19 protein-coding genes are annotated in these 15,974 nt (G+C 73.2%); all 19 read right to left on the bottom strand.

Annotated elements, in window-relative coordinates:
* Nucleotides 1-52: 52 nt before the first annotated feature.
* The 19 genes from QJR14_01950 to QJR14_01860 all read right to left on the bottom strand — a co-directional run bounded on the left by QJR14_01950 (nt 53) and on the right by QJR14_01860 (nt 15,973).
* Nucleotides 53-607 carry an HDIG domain-containing protein gene (locus QJR14_01950; protein ID MDI3316384.1) on the bottom strand — a complete coding sequence of 185 codons (555 nt, stop codon included), beginning with the start codon at nt 605-607 and terminating at the stop codon, nt 53-55.
* Nucleotides 608-662: 55 nt separating this feature from the next.
* Complete coding sequence (trpA, locus tag QJR14_01945; protein MDI3316383.1) at nt 663-1,502, bottom strand: tryptophan synthase subunit alpha; 840 nt, start codon at nt 1,500-1,502, stop codon at nt 663-665.
* The gene (trpB, locus tag QJR14_01940) at nt 1,499-2,767 is read right to left on the bottom strand and encodes a tryptophan synthase subunit beta (GenBank protein MDI3316382.1); all 1,269 of its coding nucleotides are present in this window, start codon (nt 2,765-2,767) and stop codon (nt 1,499-1,501) included. The genes trpA and trpB overlap by 4 nt, the downstream gene beginning before the upstream one ends.
* Nucleotides 2,697-4,148 (bottom strand): hypothetical protein, encoded by a 1,452-nt coding sequence (locus QJR14_01935; protein ID MDI3316381.1) that lies wholly within the window; start codon nt 4,146-4,148, stop codon nt 2,697-2,699. Before QJR14_01935 ends, trpB begins: the two co-directional genes overlap by 71 nt.
* Nucleotides 4,145-5,197, bottom strand: coding sequence for an anthranilate phosphoribosyltransferase (trpD, locus tag QJR14_01930; GenBank protein ID MDI3316380.1), 1,053 nt, complete (start codon nt 5,195-5,197; stop codon nt 4,145-4,147). Before trpD ends, QJR14_01935 begins: the two co-directional genes overlap by 4 nt.
* 430 nt (nt 5,198-5,627) lie before the next feature.
* Nucleotides 5,628-6,500: a succinate--CoA ligase subunit alpha gene (gene sucD, locus QJR14_01925; GenBank protein MDI3316379.1), complete on the bottom strand. Its 873-nt coding sequence runs from the start codon at nt 6,498-6,500 to the stop codon at nt 5,628-5,630.
* On the bottom strand, nt 6,501-7,625 hold the full coding sequence (sucC, locus tag QJR14_01920) for an ADP-forming succinate--CoA ligase subunit beta (protein MDI3316378.1): 1,125 nt from the start codon (nt 7,623-7,625) through the stop codon (nt 6,501-6,503). It lies immediately after the preceding gene.
* 83 nt (nt 7,626-7,708) lie between these two features.
* A complete protein-coding gene (locus QJR14_01915; protein ID MDI3316377.1) occupies nt 7,709-8,977 on the bottom strand; it encodes a malic enzyme-like NAD(P)-binding protein in 1,269 nt (422 codons plus the stop codon).
* A gap of 67 nt (nt 8,978-9,044) precedes the next feature.
* Nucleotides 9,045-9,989 (bottom strand): malate dehydrogenase, encoded by a 945-nt coding sequence (gene mdh / locus QJR14_01910; protein MDI3316376.1) that lies wholly within the window; start codon nt 9,987-9,989, stop codon nt 9,045-9,047.
* Nucleotides 9,990-10,183: 194 nt separating this feature from the next.
* A complete protein-coding gene (locus tag QJR14_01905) occupies nt 10,184-10,384 on the bottom strand; it encodes a CcmD family protein (protein MDI3316375.1) in 201 nt (66 codons plus the stop codon).
* Between the two features lie 84 nt (nt 10,385-10,468).
* The gene (locus tag QJR14_01900) at nt 10,469-11,170 is read right to left on the bottom strand and encodes a cytochrome c biogenesis protein (protein ID MDI3316374.1); all 702 of its coding nucleotides are present in this window, start codon (nt 11,168-11,170) and stop codon (nt 10,469-10,471) included.
* 35 nt (nt 11,171-11,205) lie between these two features.
* Nucleotides 11,206-11,838, bottom strand: a complete 633-nt coding sequence (locus QJR14_01895) for a heme exporter protein CcmB (GenBank protein MDI3316373.1) — start codon at nt 11,836-11,838, stop codon at nt 11,206-11,208.
* An 11-nt stretch (nt 11,839-11,849) separates the two neighbouring features.
* Nucleotides 11,850-12,566 carry an ABC transporter ATP-binding protein gene (locus tag QJR14_01890; GenBank protein MDI3316372.1) on the bottom strand — a complete coding sequence of 239 codons (717 nt, stop codon included), beginning with the start codon at nt 12,564-12,566 and terminating at the stop codon, nt 11,850-11,852.
* A gap of 7 nt (nt 12,567-12,573) precedes the next feature.
* On the bottom strand, nt 12,574-13,419 hold the full coding sequence (locus tag QJR14_01885; GenBank protein MDI3316371.1) for a hypothetical protein: 846 nt from the start codon (nt 13,417-13,419) through the stop codon (nt 12,574-12,576).
* Nucleotides 13,416-13,814: a cytochrome c maturation protein CcmE gene (locus QJR14_01880; GenBank protein MDI3316370.1), complete on the bottom strand. Its 399-nt coding sequence runs from the start codon at nt 13,812-13,814 to the stop codon at nt 13,416-13,418. The genes QJR14_01885 and QJR14_01880 overlap by 4 nt, the downstream gene beginning before the upstream one ends.
* A gap of 109 nt (nt 13,815-13,923) precedes the next feature.
* A complete protein-coding gene (locus tag QJR14_01875) occupies nt 13,924-14,880 on the bottom strand; it encodes a quinate 5-dehydrogenase (GenBank protein ID MDI3316369.1) in 957 nt (318 codons plus the stop codon).
* The gene (locus tag QJR14_01870; protein ID MDI3316368.1) at nt 14,877-15,050 is read right to left on the bottom strand and encodes a YHS domain-containing protein; all 174 of its coding nucleotides are present in this window, start codon (nt 15,048-15,050) and stop codon (nt 14,877-14,879) included. The genes QJR14_01875 and QJR14_01870 overlap by 4 nt, the downstream gene beginning before the upstream one ends.
* A 57-nt stretch (nt 15,051-15,107) precedes the next feature.
* Nucleotides 15,108-15,419, bottom strand: coding sequence for a metal-sensitive transcriptional regulator (locus QJR14_01865; protein MDI3316367.1), 312 nt, complete (start codon nt 15,417-15,419; stop codon nt 15,108-15,110).
* A 146-nt stretch (nt 15,420-15,565) separates the two neighbouring features.
* Nucleotides 15,566-15,973 carry a YraN family protein gene (locus QJR14_01860; GenBank protein MDI3316366.1) on the bottom strand — a complete coding sequence of 136 codons (408 nt, stop codon included), beginning with the start codon at nt 15,971-15,973 and terminating at the stop codon, nt 15,566-15,568.
* Between the last annotated feature and the right edge of the window lies 1 nt (nt 15,974).

The following is a 15,974-nucleotide window of genomic DNA, read 5'->3' as shown; positions in this document are numbered from 1 at the left end:
TGGAGGCTAGTGTCGAGCGGGGGGCGTCACAACCCGAAAACTTTGCCAGGCTTCAGCCGGTCAGCTCCAGCTCGCCGGCGATCTCCTGCAGGGCCTCCAGCACCACGGCGATGTGCTCCTCCAGCGGCACCCCCAGGTCGGCGGCGCCACGTTCGATGTCGGCGCGGCTTACATTCCGGGCGAAGGCCTTGTCCTTCAACTTCTTCCGCACCGAGGAGACGGTGACGGTGGCGAGGTTATGGTGGACCAGACCGACGGCGACGATGAAACCGGCGAGCTCGTCACAGGCGAAGAGCGCCTTGTCCATCCGGCTCTCCCGCGGCACGCCCGTGTAGTCCGCATGCGCGCGGATGGCGTGGACCACGTCCGGCGGGTAGCCGCGCTCCTCCAGGATGGCCGCCCCGCGCAGGGGGTGGTCCGGCGGGTCGGGCCAGCGCTCGTAGTCGAAGTCGTGCATCAGCCCGGCCAGGCCCCAGCGCTCCTCGTCCTCGCCGAAGCGGCGGGCGTAGGCGCGCATCGCCGCCTCCACCGCCAGGGCATGCTTCCTCAGGTTGGGGCTCTGTGTGAACTCGTAGAGCAGGGCGAGCGCCTCCTGGCGCGAGACCAATCCGCCGCCTCCCCTCTCGAAGCCTCTCCGGCTCCCCTGGCGCCCCGCGGCGCGCCTAGGAAGCACCCAGCAGCCGTACCACCTCTCGACGGACCCGTTCGCCGATCTCGGTGGAGCTTCCTCCCTCTGCCACGCGCCGGACCAGAGCCGAGCCCACCACCACGGCGTCGGCCACCTGGCCCACGGAGCGCAGGTCGGCGGCCGTGGAGATCCCGAAGCCGACGGCCACCGGCCAGGGAGAGAGCGCCCGGATACGGCCGACCAGAGCCGGGACCCGGGGGTCGACGCCGGCCGACGAGCCGGTCACCCCCGTCAGCGCCACGCCATAGACGAAGCCCGTGCCGGCGGAGAGGGCGGCGCGGAGGCGCGCCTCGGTGCCGGTGGGGGCGACGAAGGGGATCCAGGCCAGGCCCAGCTGGCGCGCCCGTGCGGGCAGCTCCCCCGCCTCCTCGGGAGGGAGGTCGGGGAGGATCACCCCGGCGGCCCCCGCCTCTGCCGCCTGCTCCAGCCACCGCTCCGGGCCGTAGGCCAGCACCGGGTTGAAGTAGCTCATCAGGCAGACCACCGCTCCCGGCCGGCTGCGGAGAAGCTCCCGCAGCGCCTCGAAGACCCGGGAGGGACGGGCGCCGGCGGCCAACGCCCGCTGCCCGGCCGCCTGGATGACCGGTCCGTCGGCCAGCGGGTCGGAGAAGGGAAGGCCCAGCTCCAGTACCGCGGCCCCTCCGTCCAGCGCGCCCAACGCCGCGGCCATCCAGCGCCGGGGGTCCGGATCGCCGTACATGACATAGGCGATGAGCGGGACCGTGCCCTGGCGCCGTCGCCGGCGAAGCGTATCGGCGATGCGGAGGGCTCCGGAGGGCTCCGCGCCGCCCCTGCTCTCCGCTCCCAGGCTCATGCCCCCACCTCCCCGGCGGCGGGGCGCCCCCGTCCCGCGGCCAGCAGGATCTCGACGTCCTTGTCGCCGCGCCCCGAGAGGTTGACCACCACGTGCTGGCCGGGCTCGGTCGCCGGCATCAGCCGCTCCAGGTAGGCCAGCGCATGGGCGCTCTCCAGGGCCGGCAGGATGCCCTCCAGGCGGCTCAGGAGCTCTGCCGCGGCCAGCGCCTCCTCGTCCCGGACCGCCACGTATTCGGCCCGGCCCCGTTCGCGGTAGAAGGCGTGCTCCGGGCCGACACCGGGGTAGTCGAGGCCGGCGCTGACCGAGTAGGCGGGGCGGACCTGCCCCTCCTCGTCCTGGAGGACGAAGGTGGCGGCACCGTGGAGGACGCCGAGGCTCCCGCCGCTCAGGCTGGCGGCGTGCTGCCCCGTCTCCAGCCCCCGGCCGCCGGCCTCGACGCCGATCAGGCGGACCCGGCCGTCGTGGAAGAACGGGGCGAAGAAGCCGGCGGCGTTGGAACCGCCGCCCACGCAGGCGACCAGGAAGTCGGGAAGCCGCCCCGTGGCCTCCAGGACCTGGCGGCGGGTCTCCTCGCCGATCACCGACTGGAAGTCGCGCACGATCTTGGGATAGGGATGCGGCCCGACCACCGAGCCGATCACGTAGTGGGTCGTGTCCACGTGCGTCACCCAGTCGCGGATCGCCTCGTTGACCGCGTCCTTCAGCGTCCGGCTGCCGCTGTCAACCGGCACCACCCGCGCACCCAGCAGCTCCATGCGGTAGACGTTGAGGCGCTGGCGGCGGACGTCCTCCTCGCCCATGTAGACGGTGCACTCCAGCCCGCGCAGCGCACAGGCGGTGGCCGTGGCGACGCCATGCTGCCCTGCGCCGGTCTCGGCGATGATGCGCCGCTTGCCCATCCGTTCCGCCAGCAGCACCTGCCCGAGCGCGTTGTTGATCTTGTGCGCGCCGGTGTGGTTGAGGTCCTCGCGCTTCAGCCAGATCGTCGCCCGCCCGTAGTGGGCGGTCAGCCGGTCGGCCCGCGTCAGCGGCGTCGGCCTGCCCACGTACTCGCTCAGCAGCCGCCGGTACTCGGCCACGAAGGCCGCGTCGGCCACCGCCTCGCGGTAGCCCTCCTCGAGCTGCTCCAACGCCGGCACCAGCGTCTCCGGCACGTACCGCCCGCCGAACCGGCCCCACCGGCCGCGCGCGTCAGGCTCCACCAGGGTGCTCACGTTCCCACCTCCGAACCGCGGCCACGAAGGCCTGGATGCGGGCGGGATCCTTCCTGCCGCCCGTCTCGACGCCCGAGGAGACGTCGACCCCGCCGGGCCGGTACCGCTCGAGCAGGCCGGCCACGTTGGCCGGATCGAGGCCGCCTGCCAGCCACCAGCGCCCGCCCCGCCGGCGGAAGCCCTCGGCGCTCTCGGCGGAGGCCGGCCGCCCGCCGCCTCCTGCGCCCGGGTCCAGGAGCCAGACGTCCGCCTCCCCCACCGCCCGTTCTGGCGCGGCGACCGCGCGGATCACCTCCGCGTCGGGAAGGAGTGCCCGCAGCCGCTCGACGTAGGCCTCGTCCTCGCCGCCGTGCAGCTGGACCGCGTCCAGCCGGCAGCGTCGCGCCACGGCGGCCACCTCGTCCGGGGACTGCCCGGCGAAGACGCCGACGCGCAGCACCTCCGGCGGAACCTCCCGCGCCCAGACGGCCACCTGCTCCGGCCGGACGCTCCGCCGCCGCCCCTCCAGGAGGATCCAGCCCACGGCGTCCGCGCCGGCCTTCACCGCCGCCCGCGTCGCCTCCCGGCTGTCCAGGCCGCAGATCTTCACCTCGGTCCGGCCCCGGCGGCCGCCCGCCCCGGGCCGCTCCACCGCGGCGAAGCCGGCGGCCAGCCGCTCCGGCTCCTCTGCCCGGACGAGCGCCTCGCCCACCAGGACGGCATCGACCCCCGCCTGCGCCGCGGGCCGCACCTGCGCGGGCTCCCGGTAGCCGCTCTCCGCCACCACCACCACGCCCGGCGGCCACGCGGCCCCCGGGTCGCGCAGCGAGCGCGCCACCCGCACCGCCCGCTCCACCTCGACGCGGAAGGTGGCGAGATCGCGGTTGTTGACGCCGATCAGGCGCGCGCCCAGGCGGGCCACCTGGGCCGCTTCCTCCTCGTCGTCCACCTCCACCAGCGCCTCCAGCCCGGCCCGTTCCACCTCCTCCAGCATGGCGGCCAGCCGCTCCCGCTCCCGGAAGAGGCGGGCGATCACCAGCACGGCGTCGGCACCCAGCTCCACGCTCTCGTCGACCTGCCGTACGTCGATCAGGAAGTCCTTGCGCAGCACGGGCAGCTCGACGGCCTCCCGCACCGCGGGCAGGTCGCCCGGCTGGCCGCCGAAGAAGGAACGGTCGGTCAGGACAGAGATGGCGGCGGCGCCGCCTGCCTGGTAGCGGCGCGCCAGCAGCGCGGGCTCCGGGATGGCGCCGATCTCGCCGGCCGAGGGCGAGCGGCGCTTGCACTCGGCGATCAGCCCGAGCCGCCCCGCCCGTGCCCTCTTCCTCAGCGCCCTCTCCAGCGAGAGCGGCGGCCGGCCCTGCGGCCGTTCCACCCCGGCCGCGGCCTGGCGCGGGCCGGCCGCCTCCAGCTCCCGCCGCTTCGCCTCCACGATGCGGTCGAGGATCATGCGCCGCGCCGCTCCTCCGCCGGCGGCCGGCGCCGGGCCAGCTCCTGGGTGAAGCTGCGCAACGCCTGGAGCCGCTCCCGGGCGGCGCCGCTGTCGATGCTCCGACGGGCAAGCTCCAGACCCTCGCGGAGATCCTCCACCACGTCCGCCGCCGCCAGCGCCGCAGCCGCGTTGAGCAGGACGGTCTCGCGCCGCGGGCCGGGCTCCCCGGCGAGCACCGCCTCGGTGATCGCGGCGTTCTCCCGGGCGTCGCCCCCGAGCAGGGCGCTCCGCGGGGCCGGCGTCAGCCCCAGGCGCTCCGGCTCCAGCACGTAGGTGCGCAGCTGGCCGGGCCGCGCCTCCGTCACCCGGGCCGGCGAGCTGGTGCTGAGCTCGTCCAGGCCGTCCAGCGAGTGCGCCACCAGCACGTGCCGCGCTCCCAGGTGGATCAGCACCTCGGCCAGCGGCTCCGTCAGCGCCGCATCATAGACGCCGACCAGCTGGCTCTCCGCGCCGGCCGGGTTGGTCAGCGGCCCCAGCACGTTGAAGATGGTCCGGAAGCCCAGCTCCCTCCGGGGGCCGGCGGCGTGGCGCATGGCCGCGTGGAGGCGCTGGGCGAAGAGGAAGGCGATGCCCACCTCGTCCAGGCAGAGGCCGGCCGCCTCCGCGTCCAGGTCGATGGCGACGCCCAGCGCCTCCAGGACGTCGGCGCTGCCTGCCCGGCTGGAGACCGAGCGGTTCCCGTGCTTGGCCACCGCCTGGCCCGCCCCGGCCACCACCAGGGCGGCGGTGGTGGAGATATTGAAGGTGCCCGCGCCGTCGCCACCGGTCCCGCAGGTGTCCACCACCGGGGTCCGCTTCCTCTCCACCCGCGCGGCCCGGCGCCGCATGGCCCGGGCGGCTCCCTCCATCTCCTCCGGCGTCTCGCCGCGGACGCGCATCGCCGTCAGGAGCGCGGCGATCTGGGCGTCGCTGGCGCGCCCGTCCATCACCTCGCCGATCACCTCCTCCGCCTCGGTCACCGTCAGCCGCTCGCCCGACGCCACCTTGCGGAGCGCTTCCCGCAGCATCCCGTCACCCCCGCTTCGAGCTGCCCGCCCCCCGCCGGGGCGGATAGCAAAAAAGCCCCGCCCGTTGGGGCGGAGGCCGCGGTGCCACCCAAACCTGGAGCTCTCCTTCCCGAGCGGGAGTCCGCGGATAAAAAAACTTCCGTCCGCATGGGACGGAAGTCGAATTCCGCGGTACCACCCACCTGGGGAGAACCCCACTCGGCCCGGATCCGGTCGAATCCGGCTCCCCTGTAACGGGGGGAGCTCCGGCGTACCCTACAGGCGTCCTCCGCCCTCGGGTCGCGGCTCGGGGAGCCATTCACCCGCCTGCCGCGCCGGCTCACAGCGACCGCCGGCTCTCTGAAGCGGTTCGGCCGGGCTACTCGTTCCCCTCATCGCCCAGGTTCTGGGTCGGTTTGGGTGCGATTCTAACGCCGCTCTTCCGGGAGCGTCAAGCGGCAGCCAGCTTGGCCTTGAGCAGGTCGGCCACCTGCCACGGGAACTCCGCCACCTCGACGCCGGCCGCCGCCAGCGCCTTCACCTTGCTCTCGTAGGTGCCGCGGCCGCGCTCGATAATGGCGCCCGCGTGGCCCATCCGCTTGCCCGGGGGGGCGCTGCGACCGGCGATGTAGGCGACCACCGGCTTGGACATGGTCTTGATGAACTCCGCGGCCTCCTCCTCCGCCGTGCCGCCGATCTCGCCCACCAGGGCGACCGCCTTCGTCGCCTCGTCGGCCTCGAACCGCTTCAACACGTCGATGAAGGTGAGACCCACCACCCGGTCCCCGCCCATGCCGATCACCGTGCTCTCGCCGAGACCGGCCTGGGAGATGGCGTTGACGATCTCGTAGCTGAGCGTACCGCTGCGGGCGACCACCCCCGTCACACCGGGCCGGAAGATGCTGTTGGGCGCGATGCCGATCTTGGACTTGCCGGGCGAGCAGATCCCGTAGGTGTTGGGCCCGATCACGGTGGCGCCCCGCTGGCGGGCGAAGGCGACGATGGCCGCGGCGTCGTGGACCGGGACGTGCTCGGCGATGATCACCACCAGCGAGCAGCCCGCGTCGATGGCCTCGAAGGCCGCGTCCTTGACGGCGGGAGCCGGCATGAAGAGGACCGAGGCGTTGGCACCGTGTTTGTCCACCGCCTCCTGGACCGTCTCGTAGACCGGGACGCCGTGCACCTCCTGCCCGCTCTTCCCGGGCGAGACCCCCGCCACGACGCGGGTGCCGTACGCGAGCATGAGCTGGGTGTGGAAGCTCCCCTGACGACCCGTGATCGCCTGGACCACGACCCGGGTCTTGTCGTCGACCAAGATCGCCATTCAGCGCTCGACCCCCTCACCCGGGCGGGCCAGCTCCACCACGCGGGCCGCCGCTTCCTCCATCGACCGGTAGGCCTGGATTCCCTCGCCGCGGAGCATCTCCACGCCCTTCTCCTCGTTGGTGCCGACCAGGCGGACGACCAGCGGCATGGAGATGCCCACCTCGCGGCGAGCGGTGATGACGGCCTGGGCGACGTCGTCGCAGCGGGTGATACCGCCGAAGATGTTGATGAAGATGGCCCTGGGCCGGGTGGAGACCAGCACCTTCAGCGCCTCCGCCATGGGCTCGGCCGCGGCGCCGCCTCCGGCGTCGAGAAAGTTCATCGGCCGGCCGCCGTAGCGCTGCAGCACGTCCAGGGTGGCCATGGTGATGCCCGCGCCGTTGGCCATCACCGCGATGTCGCCGTCGAGCTGGACGTAGGCCAACCCCAGCTCGCGCACCCGCTTCTCCAGCTCCGTCGCCTCGCTGGTCCGGGGCAGGTCGGGATGCCGGTAGAGCGCATCGTCATCCACGTTCAACCGCGCGTCGGCCGCCACCAGCCGGCCCCCGGCCACCACCAGGGGGTTGATCTCCACCAGTTCGGCGTCATACCGCTTGAAGATCTCGTAGAGCTTGAGGGCGATCTCGCCGAACTGCCTGGAGAGCTCTCCGGAGAGGCCCAGCCGGTGGGCGACCCAGCGCGCGGCGTACGGCATCAGGCCCCACTCCACCGGGATGGGCTGGCGGACGATGTCCCGCTCCGGCACCTCCTCGATCTCCATGCCGCCCGAGGCGGAGGCGATCAGCAGCGGTCGCTTGCTGGCGTTGTCCATGGCGATGCCCAGGTAGAGCTCGCGGTCGACGCCCAGCATGCCCTCGACGTAGACGGTGTCGACGACGTAGCCCTTCAGGTTCATGCCCAGGATCTCGCCCGCCCGGGCACGCGCCTCCTCGGGCGTCGGCGCCGGCTTCACCCCGCCTGCCTTGCCGCGACCTCCGACCAGTACCTGCGCCTTGATGACGCAGGGGCCCAGGGAGCGCGCCGCCGCCTCCGCCTCTTCAGGCGTCCGCGCCAGGCGCCCCGGCGGGACGGGAACCCCGTTGTCGCGCAGGACGCCCTTGGCCATGTATTCGTAAAGCTTCATCCGCGCACATCACCTTCCCATCGGTCCTTGGAACGGACGGCGCCCCGGCCTTGGACGCGACCGGGGCCGCCGTCCCACCCCGCTCAGGCGCTCTCCGCGCGGGCCGCCGCCACCAGCTCCCGCGTGTGGAGCGCCACCTCCTCGGGTTTCCGCTCCACCCTCGCCACGCCGTCCTCCATGGCCGCCTGCGCGACCGCGGCGGCCACGGCCGGCGCCACTTCCTCGTTCCACATGGAGGGGATGATGTACTCCTCCCGCAGCTCCTCGGGCCGGACCAGCGCAGCGATCGCCTCCGCCGCCGCCCGCTTCATGTGCTCGGTGATCTCGCGCGCCCGCACGTCGAGGGCGCCGCGGAAGACGCCGGGGAAGACCAGGCTGTTGTTGATCTGGTTGGGGAAGTCCGAGCGCCCCGTGGCCACCACCCGCGATCCCGCCGCCCGCGCGTCGTCCGGGTAGATCTCCGGGACCGGGTTGGCCATGGCCATGACGATGTTCTCCGGCGCCATGGTCCGAACCATCTCCGGCGTGAGGGCACCTCCCGCCGAGACGCCGATGAAGACGTCGGCGCCCCGGACGGCCTCGGACAGGCCGCCCCGGACGCCCCGCGGGTTGGTCAGCTCGGCCATGCGGAGCTTATACGGGTTCATGTCCTCCTTGCGGTCCTTCCAGATCGCGCCGGCCCGGTCGCAGAGGATGACGTCCCGGGCACCCATGTCCAGCAAGAGCTGGGTGATGGCGATGCCGGCGGCTCCCGCGCCGTTGACCACGATCTTGACCGCGGCCAGCGGTCTGCCCACCAGCTTGAGGGCGTTGATCAGCGCGGCCGCCGTGACGATGGCGGTGCCGTGCTGGTCGTCGTGGAAGACCGGGATCTCCAGCTCCTGGCGGAGGCGCGCCTCGATCTCGAAGCAGCGCGGCGCGGAGATGTCCTCGAGGTTGACGCCGCCGAAGTTGGGCGCCAGGAGCTTCACGGTCTCGGTGATGCGGGAGACTTCCTTGGTGGCGAGGCAGACGGGGATGGCATTGACACCGCCGAAGATCTTGAAGAGGACGGACTTCCCCTCCATCACCGGCAGCGCGGCCTCCGGACCGATGTCGCCCAGCCCGAGGACGGCGGTGCCATCCGTCACCACCGCCACCGTGTTCCCCTTGCCCGTGTACTCGTAGGCCAGATCGGGCTGCTCGTGGATCTCCTTGCACGGTTCCGCGACCCCCGGGGTGTAGGCCAGGCTCAGGTCATGACGATCCCGGACGGGAACCCGCGAACGCACCTCGATCTTGCCGCGCACCTGCCTGTGCAGCGTGAGCGCCTGCTCCCGAAGCTCGTCGGCTTCGCGCTCCGTCACTGCCATCCCGTCCACCTCCGTGTTGCCGGGGGCCGCCAATGACTCGCCCGGCGAGTGGCCTGCCCGCTCGGCCTCAGCCGAGGGAGCGGAGGACCTCCAGGTTGCCCTTCACCTCTTCGCAGGAGCGTTCGAAGGCTCGACGCTCGTCCTCGGTCAGATCCAGCTCGATCACCTTTTCCACGCCGTTGCCGCCCAGGATGACCGGTACCCCCGCAAAGATACCCCGCTGGCCGTACTCGCCGTCGAGATAGGCTGCGCAGGTGAGGATCCGTTTCTGGTCGCGCAGGATGGCCGCCACCATCTCGGTGACCGCCGAGCCCGGAGCGTAGAACGCGCTGCCAGTCTTGAGAAGGTCGACGATCTCGCCGCCGCCCTTGCGGGTCCGCTCCACCAGCGCCTCGATGCGCTCGGCCGGCAGCAGCTTCTCGACGGGGATGCCGCCCGCGTAGGCGTACCGGACCAGCGGGACCATGCTGTCGCCGTGGCCGCCCAGCACCATGGCGCTCACGTCCCGGTAGGAGATGCCCAGCTCCTGGGCGATGAAGGTGCGGAAGCGGGTGGAGTCGAGGATGCCGGACTGGCCGACCACGCGGTTCCTGGGAAAGCCGGTCGACTCCAGGGCGACGGTGCACATCGTGTCCAGCGGGTTGCTCAGGACGATCACGTAGGCCTCGGGGGCGTGACGGGCGATCTGCTCGGAGGCGGAGCGGACGATTCCGGCGTTGATGGAGAGCAGGTCCGAGCGGCTCATCCCCGGCTTGCGCGCGATCCCGGCGGTGATCACCACCACGTCGGCGCCCTCCAGGGCCGCGTAGTCGTTCGATCCCGTGACGTGGACGTCGAAGCGCTCGATGGGGGCTGCTTCCTGCAGGTCGAGAGCCTTCCCCTGGGGCAGACCTTCCACGACGTCGATGAGGACGATGTCACCGAGTTCCTTGGCGGCGCACCAGTGCGCGGTGGTGGCTCCGGTGGCGCCCGCGCCGACGATGCCGATCTTGGGTCTTCTGTTCTTCGCCATCAGGTGCTCCCCCCTGGTCCGCGACGGTCATGTGCGGACGAGTCCCGTCGAGCCGTGGCGGGAAAACGAAGGGCCGGGCCGACGTCTCCCGACCGGGTCCCGCGAACTCGTCCTTCGCACCCGGCCTCAGGCTTCCCCGGTCCCGGCCATCCGAGGCCGATTATAGTGCCGCCCGGGATGCAGGAAAAGGCAGGTCAGTCCGAGCCTTCCTGCCGCCTTGCCGGGCCTCGCCCGCCTCCCTCCCCGGAGACGGGGGCGGAGGCCGGCTCCTCCGGCAGGGTCGACTCCAGGCGGCGCACCTCCCCCTCCAACCTGCGCGTGGCCACCGCCAGTCGAACGATGTAAGCCGCCAGACCGAGCCAGATCAGTCCATACGCCAGAGCCACCCAGGCCACCGCTCCGCTCCCCTCTCCGCCTCTTGCGCCCCTCCGCCTCTCCGCCTGCTCCCCCGGCGCGGCGCCCCCGCGTCGGCCCCTCGCCTAGAAGCGCTCGGAGCGCATCTCCAGTTCCGCCACCCGTTCGCGCAGCTCCTCCAGCCGCCAGCGCCCCAGGAAGAGGGCGGCTCCCACCGCGACGGAGGCCGCCATCGCCGCCATCAACGCCGCCACCATCGAGGGCGCCATCCGGATCCCCTGCGCCGTGATCACCTGCGGATGGTTGGAGTACCACCAGACCACCGAGAAGTGGACCACCGGCACGATGGCCACGGCTGCCAGACCGTAGACGGCGGCCAGTGCGCCCCCCTGGCCGCCCTCCTCCCTGGCCGCCCGGTGGAGGAGCAGATAGCCCGCATAGAGGAACCACATGAGCAGCGTGGTGGTCAGGCGCGCGTCCTGCCAGAGCCACCAGACGTTCCAGGCCGACCGGGCCCAGACGCTGCCGGAGAGCAGGGTGACGGTGGTGAAGAGGAGGCCCACCTCGCCCGCCGCCACCGCCACCCGATCCCAGCGCGGCTGTCGCCGCCAGAGATAGAGGGCGGAGGCGACCGCCACCAGCCCGAAGGCCAGATAGGCGGTGACGGCGGCGCCCACATGGAAGTACATGATGCGCTGGACGTCGCCCATCACCCGCTCGGGCGGCGCCCAGACCAGCCCCAGGTAGAGCGCCACCGGCACCGCCACCCCGGCGAACAGCTCCACCCAGGGAAGCCCCCGCCGCTCCTCCCGTCCTGGCCGTCGCATCCCGCCATCGCCCCTCCCCGAGGCCTGCATCGCGCTCATCCCTCCCACAGGAGTTCGAAGAGCAGCGCCGGCACCAGCGTGAAAAGCAGATCGTATCCGACGAGGAGCTCCCACCAGAGCGCGGGCGCCGGGGCCGCCCCGCTCAGCGCCCAGCCACCGAGGCGGATCGCCGCCAAGGCCAGCGGGACCAGGAGCGGGTAGAGCAGGATCGGCAGCAGGATGGGAGCGGCTCGCAGGCGCGCGGTCACCGCCGCCAGGAAGGTGCCGGCTCCCGCCACGCCCCCCGTCCCCAGGAGCAGGACCGCCGGCAGAACCCAGGCCGGTCCGCGCACCGAGACGCCCAGCAGGGGAAGGGCCGCCAGCCAGACGACGGCGCCCAGCACGGCCAGGTAGAGCCAGCTGGCCACCGCCTTGCCATAGTAGAGCGCGCTCCGGTCGACCGGCCAGAGGAGGAGTTGCGCGAAGGCGTCCTCCTCCGTCTCCTGGGCGAAGGAGCGATGGAGGAGCAGCGCGCCCGCGAAGAGGAGGAGGAGCCAGAGGACGGCCGCCGACCGCTCGCCCGCCGGATCCTCGCCGGCGCCGCCCGTCAGGCTGAGGAGCGTCAGGAGGAGGAGCGCGAAGAGGAGGCTGGCACCCAGCGTCTCGCCGCTCCGCGCCTCGCTCCGCAACTCCTTGCGGATCACCGCGGCCACCGCCCGGGCATAGGGGCGGGCGCCCCGTTCCGCTCGCCGGCCGCCCGCCCCACCGTCTCCACCCGCAGCCGGCCCGCCTCCAGCCACCAGCGCCGGTCCACCTCCCCCAGGCCGGGCTCCGCCTCGTGCGAGACCAGCACCGCCGCCGCGCCCCGGCCCCGCGCCTCGTCCAGGGCCAGCCGGAGGAAACGCCGCCCCTCCGCGTCGAGCCCGCCCGCCGCCTCGTCCAGCAGGATCAGCTGCGGCTCCGGCAGGAAGCTCCGCGCGATGGCCAGCCGCTGCCGCATCCCCTGCGAGTAGTGCGAGACGGGACGGTCCGCCCAGCGGAGCAGTCCCGCTCGCGCGAGCCACGCCTCCGCCCGCCGCCCGGCTTCCTCGGCGGACAGCCAGGGGTAGCCGGCGGCTTGGAGGAGGAGGCTCTCCCGCCCGGTCAGCCTCGGGTAGAGGCCGGTCCGGTGGCCCACCCACGCCAGCCCGCCCCGGTACGCCGGGCCCCACTGGCGCACGGGGCGCCCCCGCCAGAGCAGCTGGCCGGCCGAGGGCCGCTCCATTCCCGCCAGCAGGCGCAGCAGGCTGGTCTTCCCCGCCCCGTTCGGGCCCTGCAGCAGCGCCAGCTCGCCCGCCTCCAGGACGAAGTCCACCCGGCGCAGGATCAGCCGGTCGCCCAACCGCAGGGCCAGCTCCCTGGCCTCCAGCAGCGTCATGCGGCGCTCACCCCGCCCGCCGCGGGCCGCCGCCTACCTTCGGCCAGAGTTCCGCCGCCTCGTCCACCAGCTGCTGGCGGCGGAGACGGTACCGGTCCTCAGCCAGCCTTCCTTCCGTCCTCAGGCGCTCCACCTGTTCCAGCGCCCTGCGGACCCGCTCCAGCTCCCGCTCGGGGCGCGTGCGGCGCCAGAGCCAGAGCGCGAGCGCGGGCACACCGGCCAGCAGGGCCACCCAGACGCCGGCCAGGAAGCCCGTCCCGTGCTCATACCACCAGTCGGGCGGCGTGAGTGTGAAGCGGACCGTCTGCCCTGGCGCCAGCGGCTCGTCCAGCGCATATTGGCGGAGCGCCCGCCCCGCCGTGCTGACCACGCCCAGGCGGACCCAACCGGGCCCGCTGAGGCGGACGCTCCCCTCGTCCACCAGCGCCGCCACGGCGCCCACCGGCAGCGACGGGCGCAGGCGGAACTCCCCGGGGACCGTCCAAGGAAGCCGGTACCGGACCGCGTAGCTCCGCTGCTCCCCCGGCGCCAGTCCGCGCGTGTCCGTCAGCCGGCCCCCGCTCAGCCTGGCCGTGCCGCCCCCCGTCTGGAGGGCGGCCTCCCGGGCGCCGGCAGGAAGCTGCCAGGACCAGGCCGAGGTGGCCTCCGACCCCGTGTTGACCAGGGTCACCAGTTCCAGCACCACGGGCGCTCCCCCCTGGAGGGTGATCACCCAGCGGAGCGAGCTCGCCACCACCGGCCCGCCCGGCGCCGGGGCCGCAGCGGCCGCGCCCGCGGCGACCGGTCCCGGGACCAGGACGAGCGCCAGGGCGAGGACGAGCGCGGCCGGGAAGCGGGCGAGTCTCGCGCTCACCCGTTGCCCTGCGTGGCGGGCACGTACTTGGACGGGCATTTGACCAGGATGTGACGGGCCTCGAAGCTGCCGCCGCGCATGCTCCCGGTCACCACCGCCTCGATCCCCGCCTGGAGCGTGTCCGGCTTCATGCCCTCATACCGCACCGGCAGGACCCGCCCGCCATGCTCCAGCGAAAAGCGAAGCTGGAGCCGGGTCCCGTCCCAGCGGATGCTCCCCGGGACCACCGTCCCCTTCACCTCCGCCTGTCGCTGCCAGGCGGAGGCTCCCTGGGCCAGGTACTGGTCGACCGTGTAGTAGACCGAGGCCGACTGGGCGATGGAGCGGATGGCCAGGCCGCCCACCACCGCGACGACCACGAAGAAGGCCAGCGTCAAGCGCCAACGCCTGCTCAACCCGAATCGCCCCGCTTTCCACCGAGGGCCTTCCCCGTCCGGGCTCGTTTCGAATTCATCGCACGTGCATTTTCGCATAATCCCGGGCCCAACTGAAGGTGAGCACCTTTCACCTCGGCGGTCCGGCGGGGCGGAGGGCGAAGGTGGGCAGAAGGCCGTTCCGGCGGGCGAAGCCGCGAAGGGCGTCGGGGTCGGTCCGGACGCCGCAGGCTCGTGCCAGCGCCTCCAGCAGGTTGGCTCCAGGCGCCAGCCCTCGCCACCCGGGACCCAGGAGGAGCACGCCCTCGAGACCGCGCCGACGCAGCTCGTCCAGCTCGCCGGGCCGGACGGTGCTGGTCAGCATCCAGCGGCCCTCCAGGCGGAGCGGGAGATGACGGTAGAGGAAGTGAAAGTCGCCCGCCAGAAGGCGGGACCGCGCCAGGGGACCGCGGCGGCTCCGGCCCGCCACTTCCTGGGCGGCGCCCAGGGGGTAGAGCCGCCGGATGGGAAGCCGGCGGAGCCACGGCAGGGTCCACCGGGCGACCCGGCGGAAGGCGGCCGGGCCCGGAGCCCAGGGCAGCCCCAGGGCCAGGGCGGCGTCGCCCACCCGGACCCGCCAGCCGGCGCGGACCAGCGCCTCGCCCAGCTCCGGCCGATCCAGGTAACTGGCGAGGAAGGCCTCGCCCGGCTCCAGGCCCGCCTCCCCGAGGAGCCGGACCGCCTCCGGCTCGACCGCCGCCTTCCAGAGGGAACCGTCCGCCAGGGGGGTCCGCCGCGCCCGGCGGGCGAGGCGCCACGCCTCCGGCGCCGCGTAGGAGCGGCCCGGCAGCCGGTAGGCCAGGTTGATGCCGCCCAGGCCGATGGCGGCCACCCGGCCGTCGAGCCGGCTGATCAGCTGCTCCGCAGCCTCCAGGTCGCCGTCGGTGCCGACGCGAAGGAGCCGCCAGCGCCTCCCCTCCGCCTCCAGGCGGAGGTCGAAGTCGCGCCGGCGGCTCCCCAGGCTGACGCCGACCACCCACTCGGACCGCTCGGCGACCGTCGCCTCCTCCCATCGCGCCAGGAAGAGGTCAGCCGGGCGGTGGCTCAACCCATAGGGTGCTGGTGCTCGCCCCCACCCGAGAGGTAGCGTTCGGGCTCCTTCTCGAAGGCGCGCTTGCACCCCGGGGCGCAGAAATAGTATGTCTGGCCCTGGTACTCGGCCTTGGCCGGTGCCTTGGACTCGTCCACTTCCATGCCGCAGACCGGATCCTTCGCCATCCATCGACACCTCCCCGATGTCCCGGCAGGGGCGGATGCTCCCGCCAGCGCTCCCGGCTACCTGATGAGGCGGGTGAAGACGCTCATCAGCTCCCGGATGTAGGGCTCGCCCTGGCCGCTCCGGATCGCGTCGGAGACGCAGCCCTCCACGTGGGCCTCCAGCAGCTGCAGGCTGACCCGGTCCAGGGCCGCGCGCACCGCCGCGATCTGGGTCAGGATGTCCACGCAGTAGCGTTCGTCTTCGACCATCCGCTCGATACCGCGGACCTGCCCCTCGATCTTGCGCAGCCGCTGCTGGAGCTCGGGCTTGTTGGCATAGGGGCTCAGGTGGAGATGGAGGGTGGGACGGGTGGTGGCAGCCGCCCCCATCTCCTTGCCGAGTTCCGCTTCCGTTCCGGCCGGCTCCACCATACCGTACCCTCCCAGCGTATTCCGGCAGGCCCATCTTACCTTGTGGGCCTTCACCAGGTCAACGGCGCGCGATCCGCTGTCCGGAGTATACCCCCGCTCAGCGCCTATCCCGCGCCGCCCCCCAGGAGCTCCCCGCCGAGGTCGCGCAGGTGCCGGAGCTGGCAGGCACCGTCCGTCCAGCTCAGCAGGATCACGTCCAGGCGGGCTTCCTCCGCGCCGCGGAGAGCGGCGTAGAGGCGCGCGGCCCGCAGGAAGCGGAGGCGCTTCCTGCGGATCAGCGAGAGGCCGGCGTCGACGGTCGCGTTCAGCCGCCTCCCCCGCACCTCCACCAGCACCAGCCGGCCGTCCGGGCTCCGGGCGGCGAGGTCCAGCTCCAGGCCGGGGCGGCGCCAGTTCCGCTCCAGCAGCGTGTATCCTTGGGAGAGCAGCAGGCGTGCCGCGGCCTCCTCGGCGGCGGCCCCCAGGCGGGCGGAGAGACCGCCGTCTCGACGGATCTCCGGGCGACTCTTCATG

It is taken from the genome of Bacillota bacterium (assembly GCA_029961055.1).
In the GTDB taxonomy this organism is placed as follows: Bacteria; Bacillota; Sulfobacillia; order JAIMAT01; family JAIMAT01; genus JAIMAT01.
Note: the sequence above shows the minus strand (reverse complement) of the source record. Positions and strands in the feature narration are given on the sequence as shown.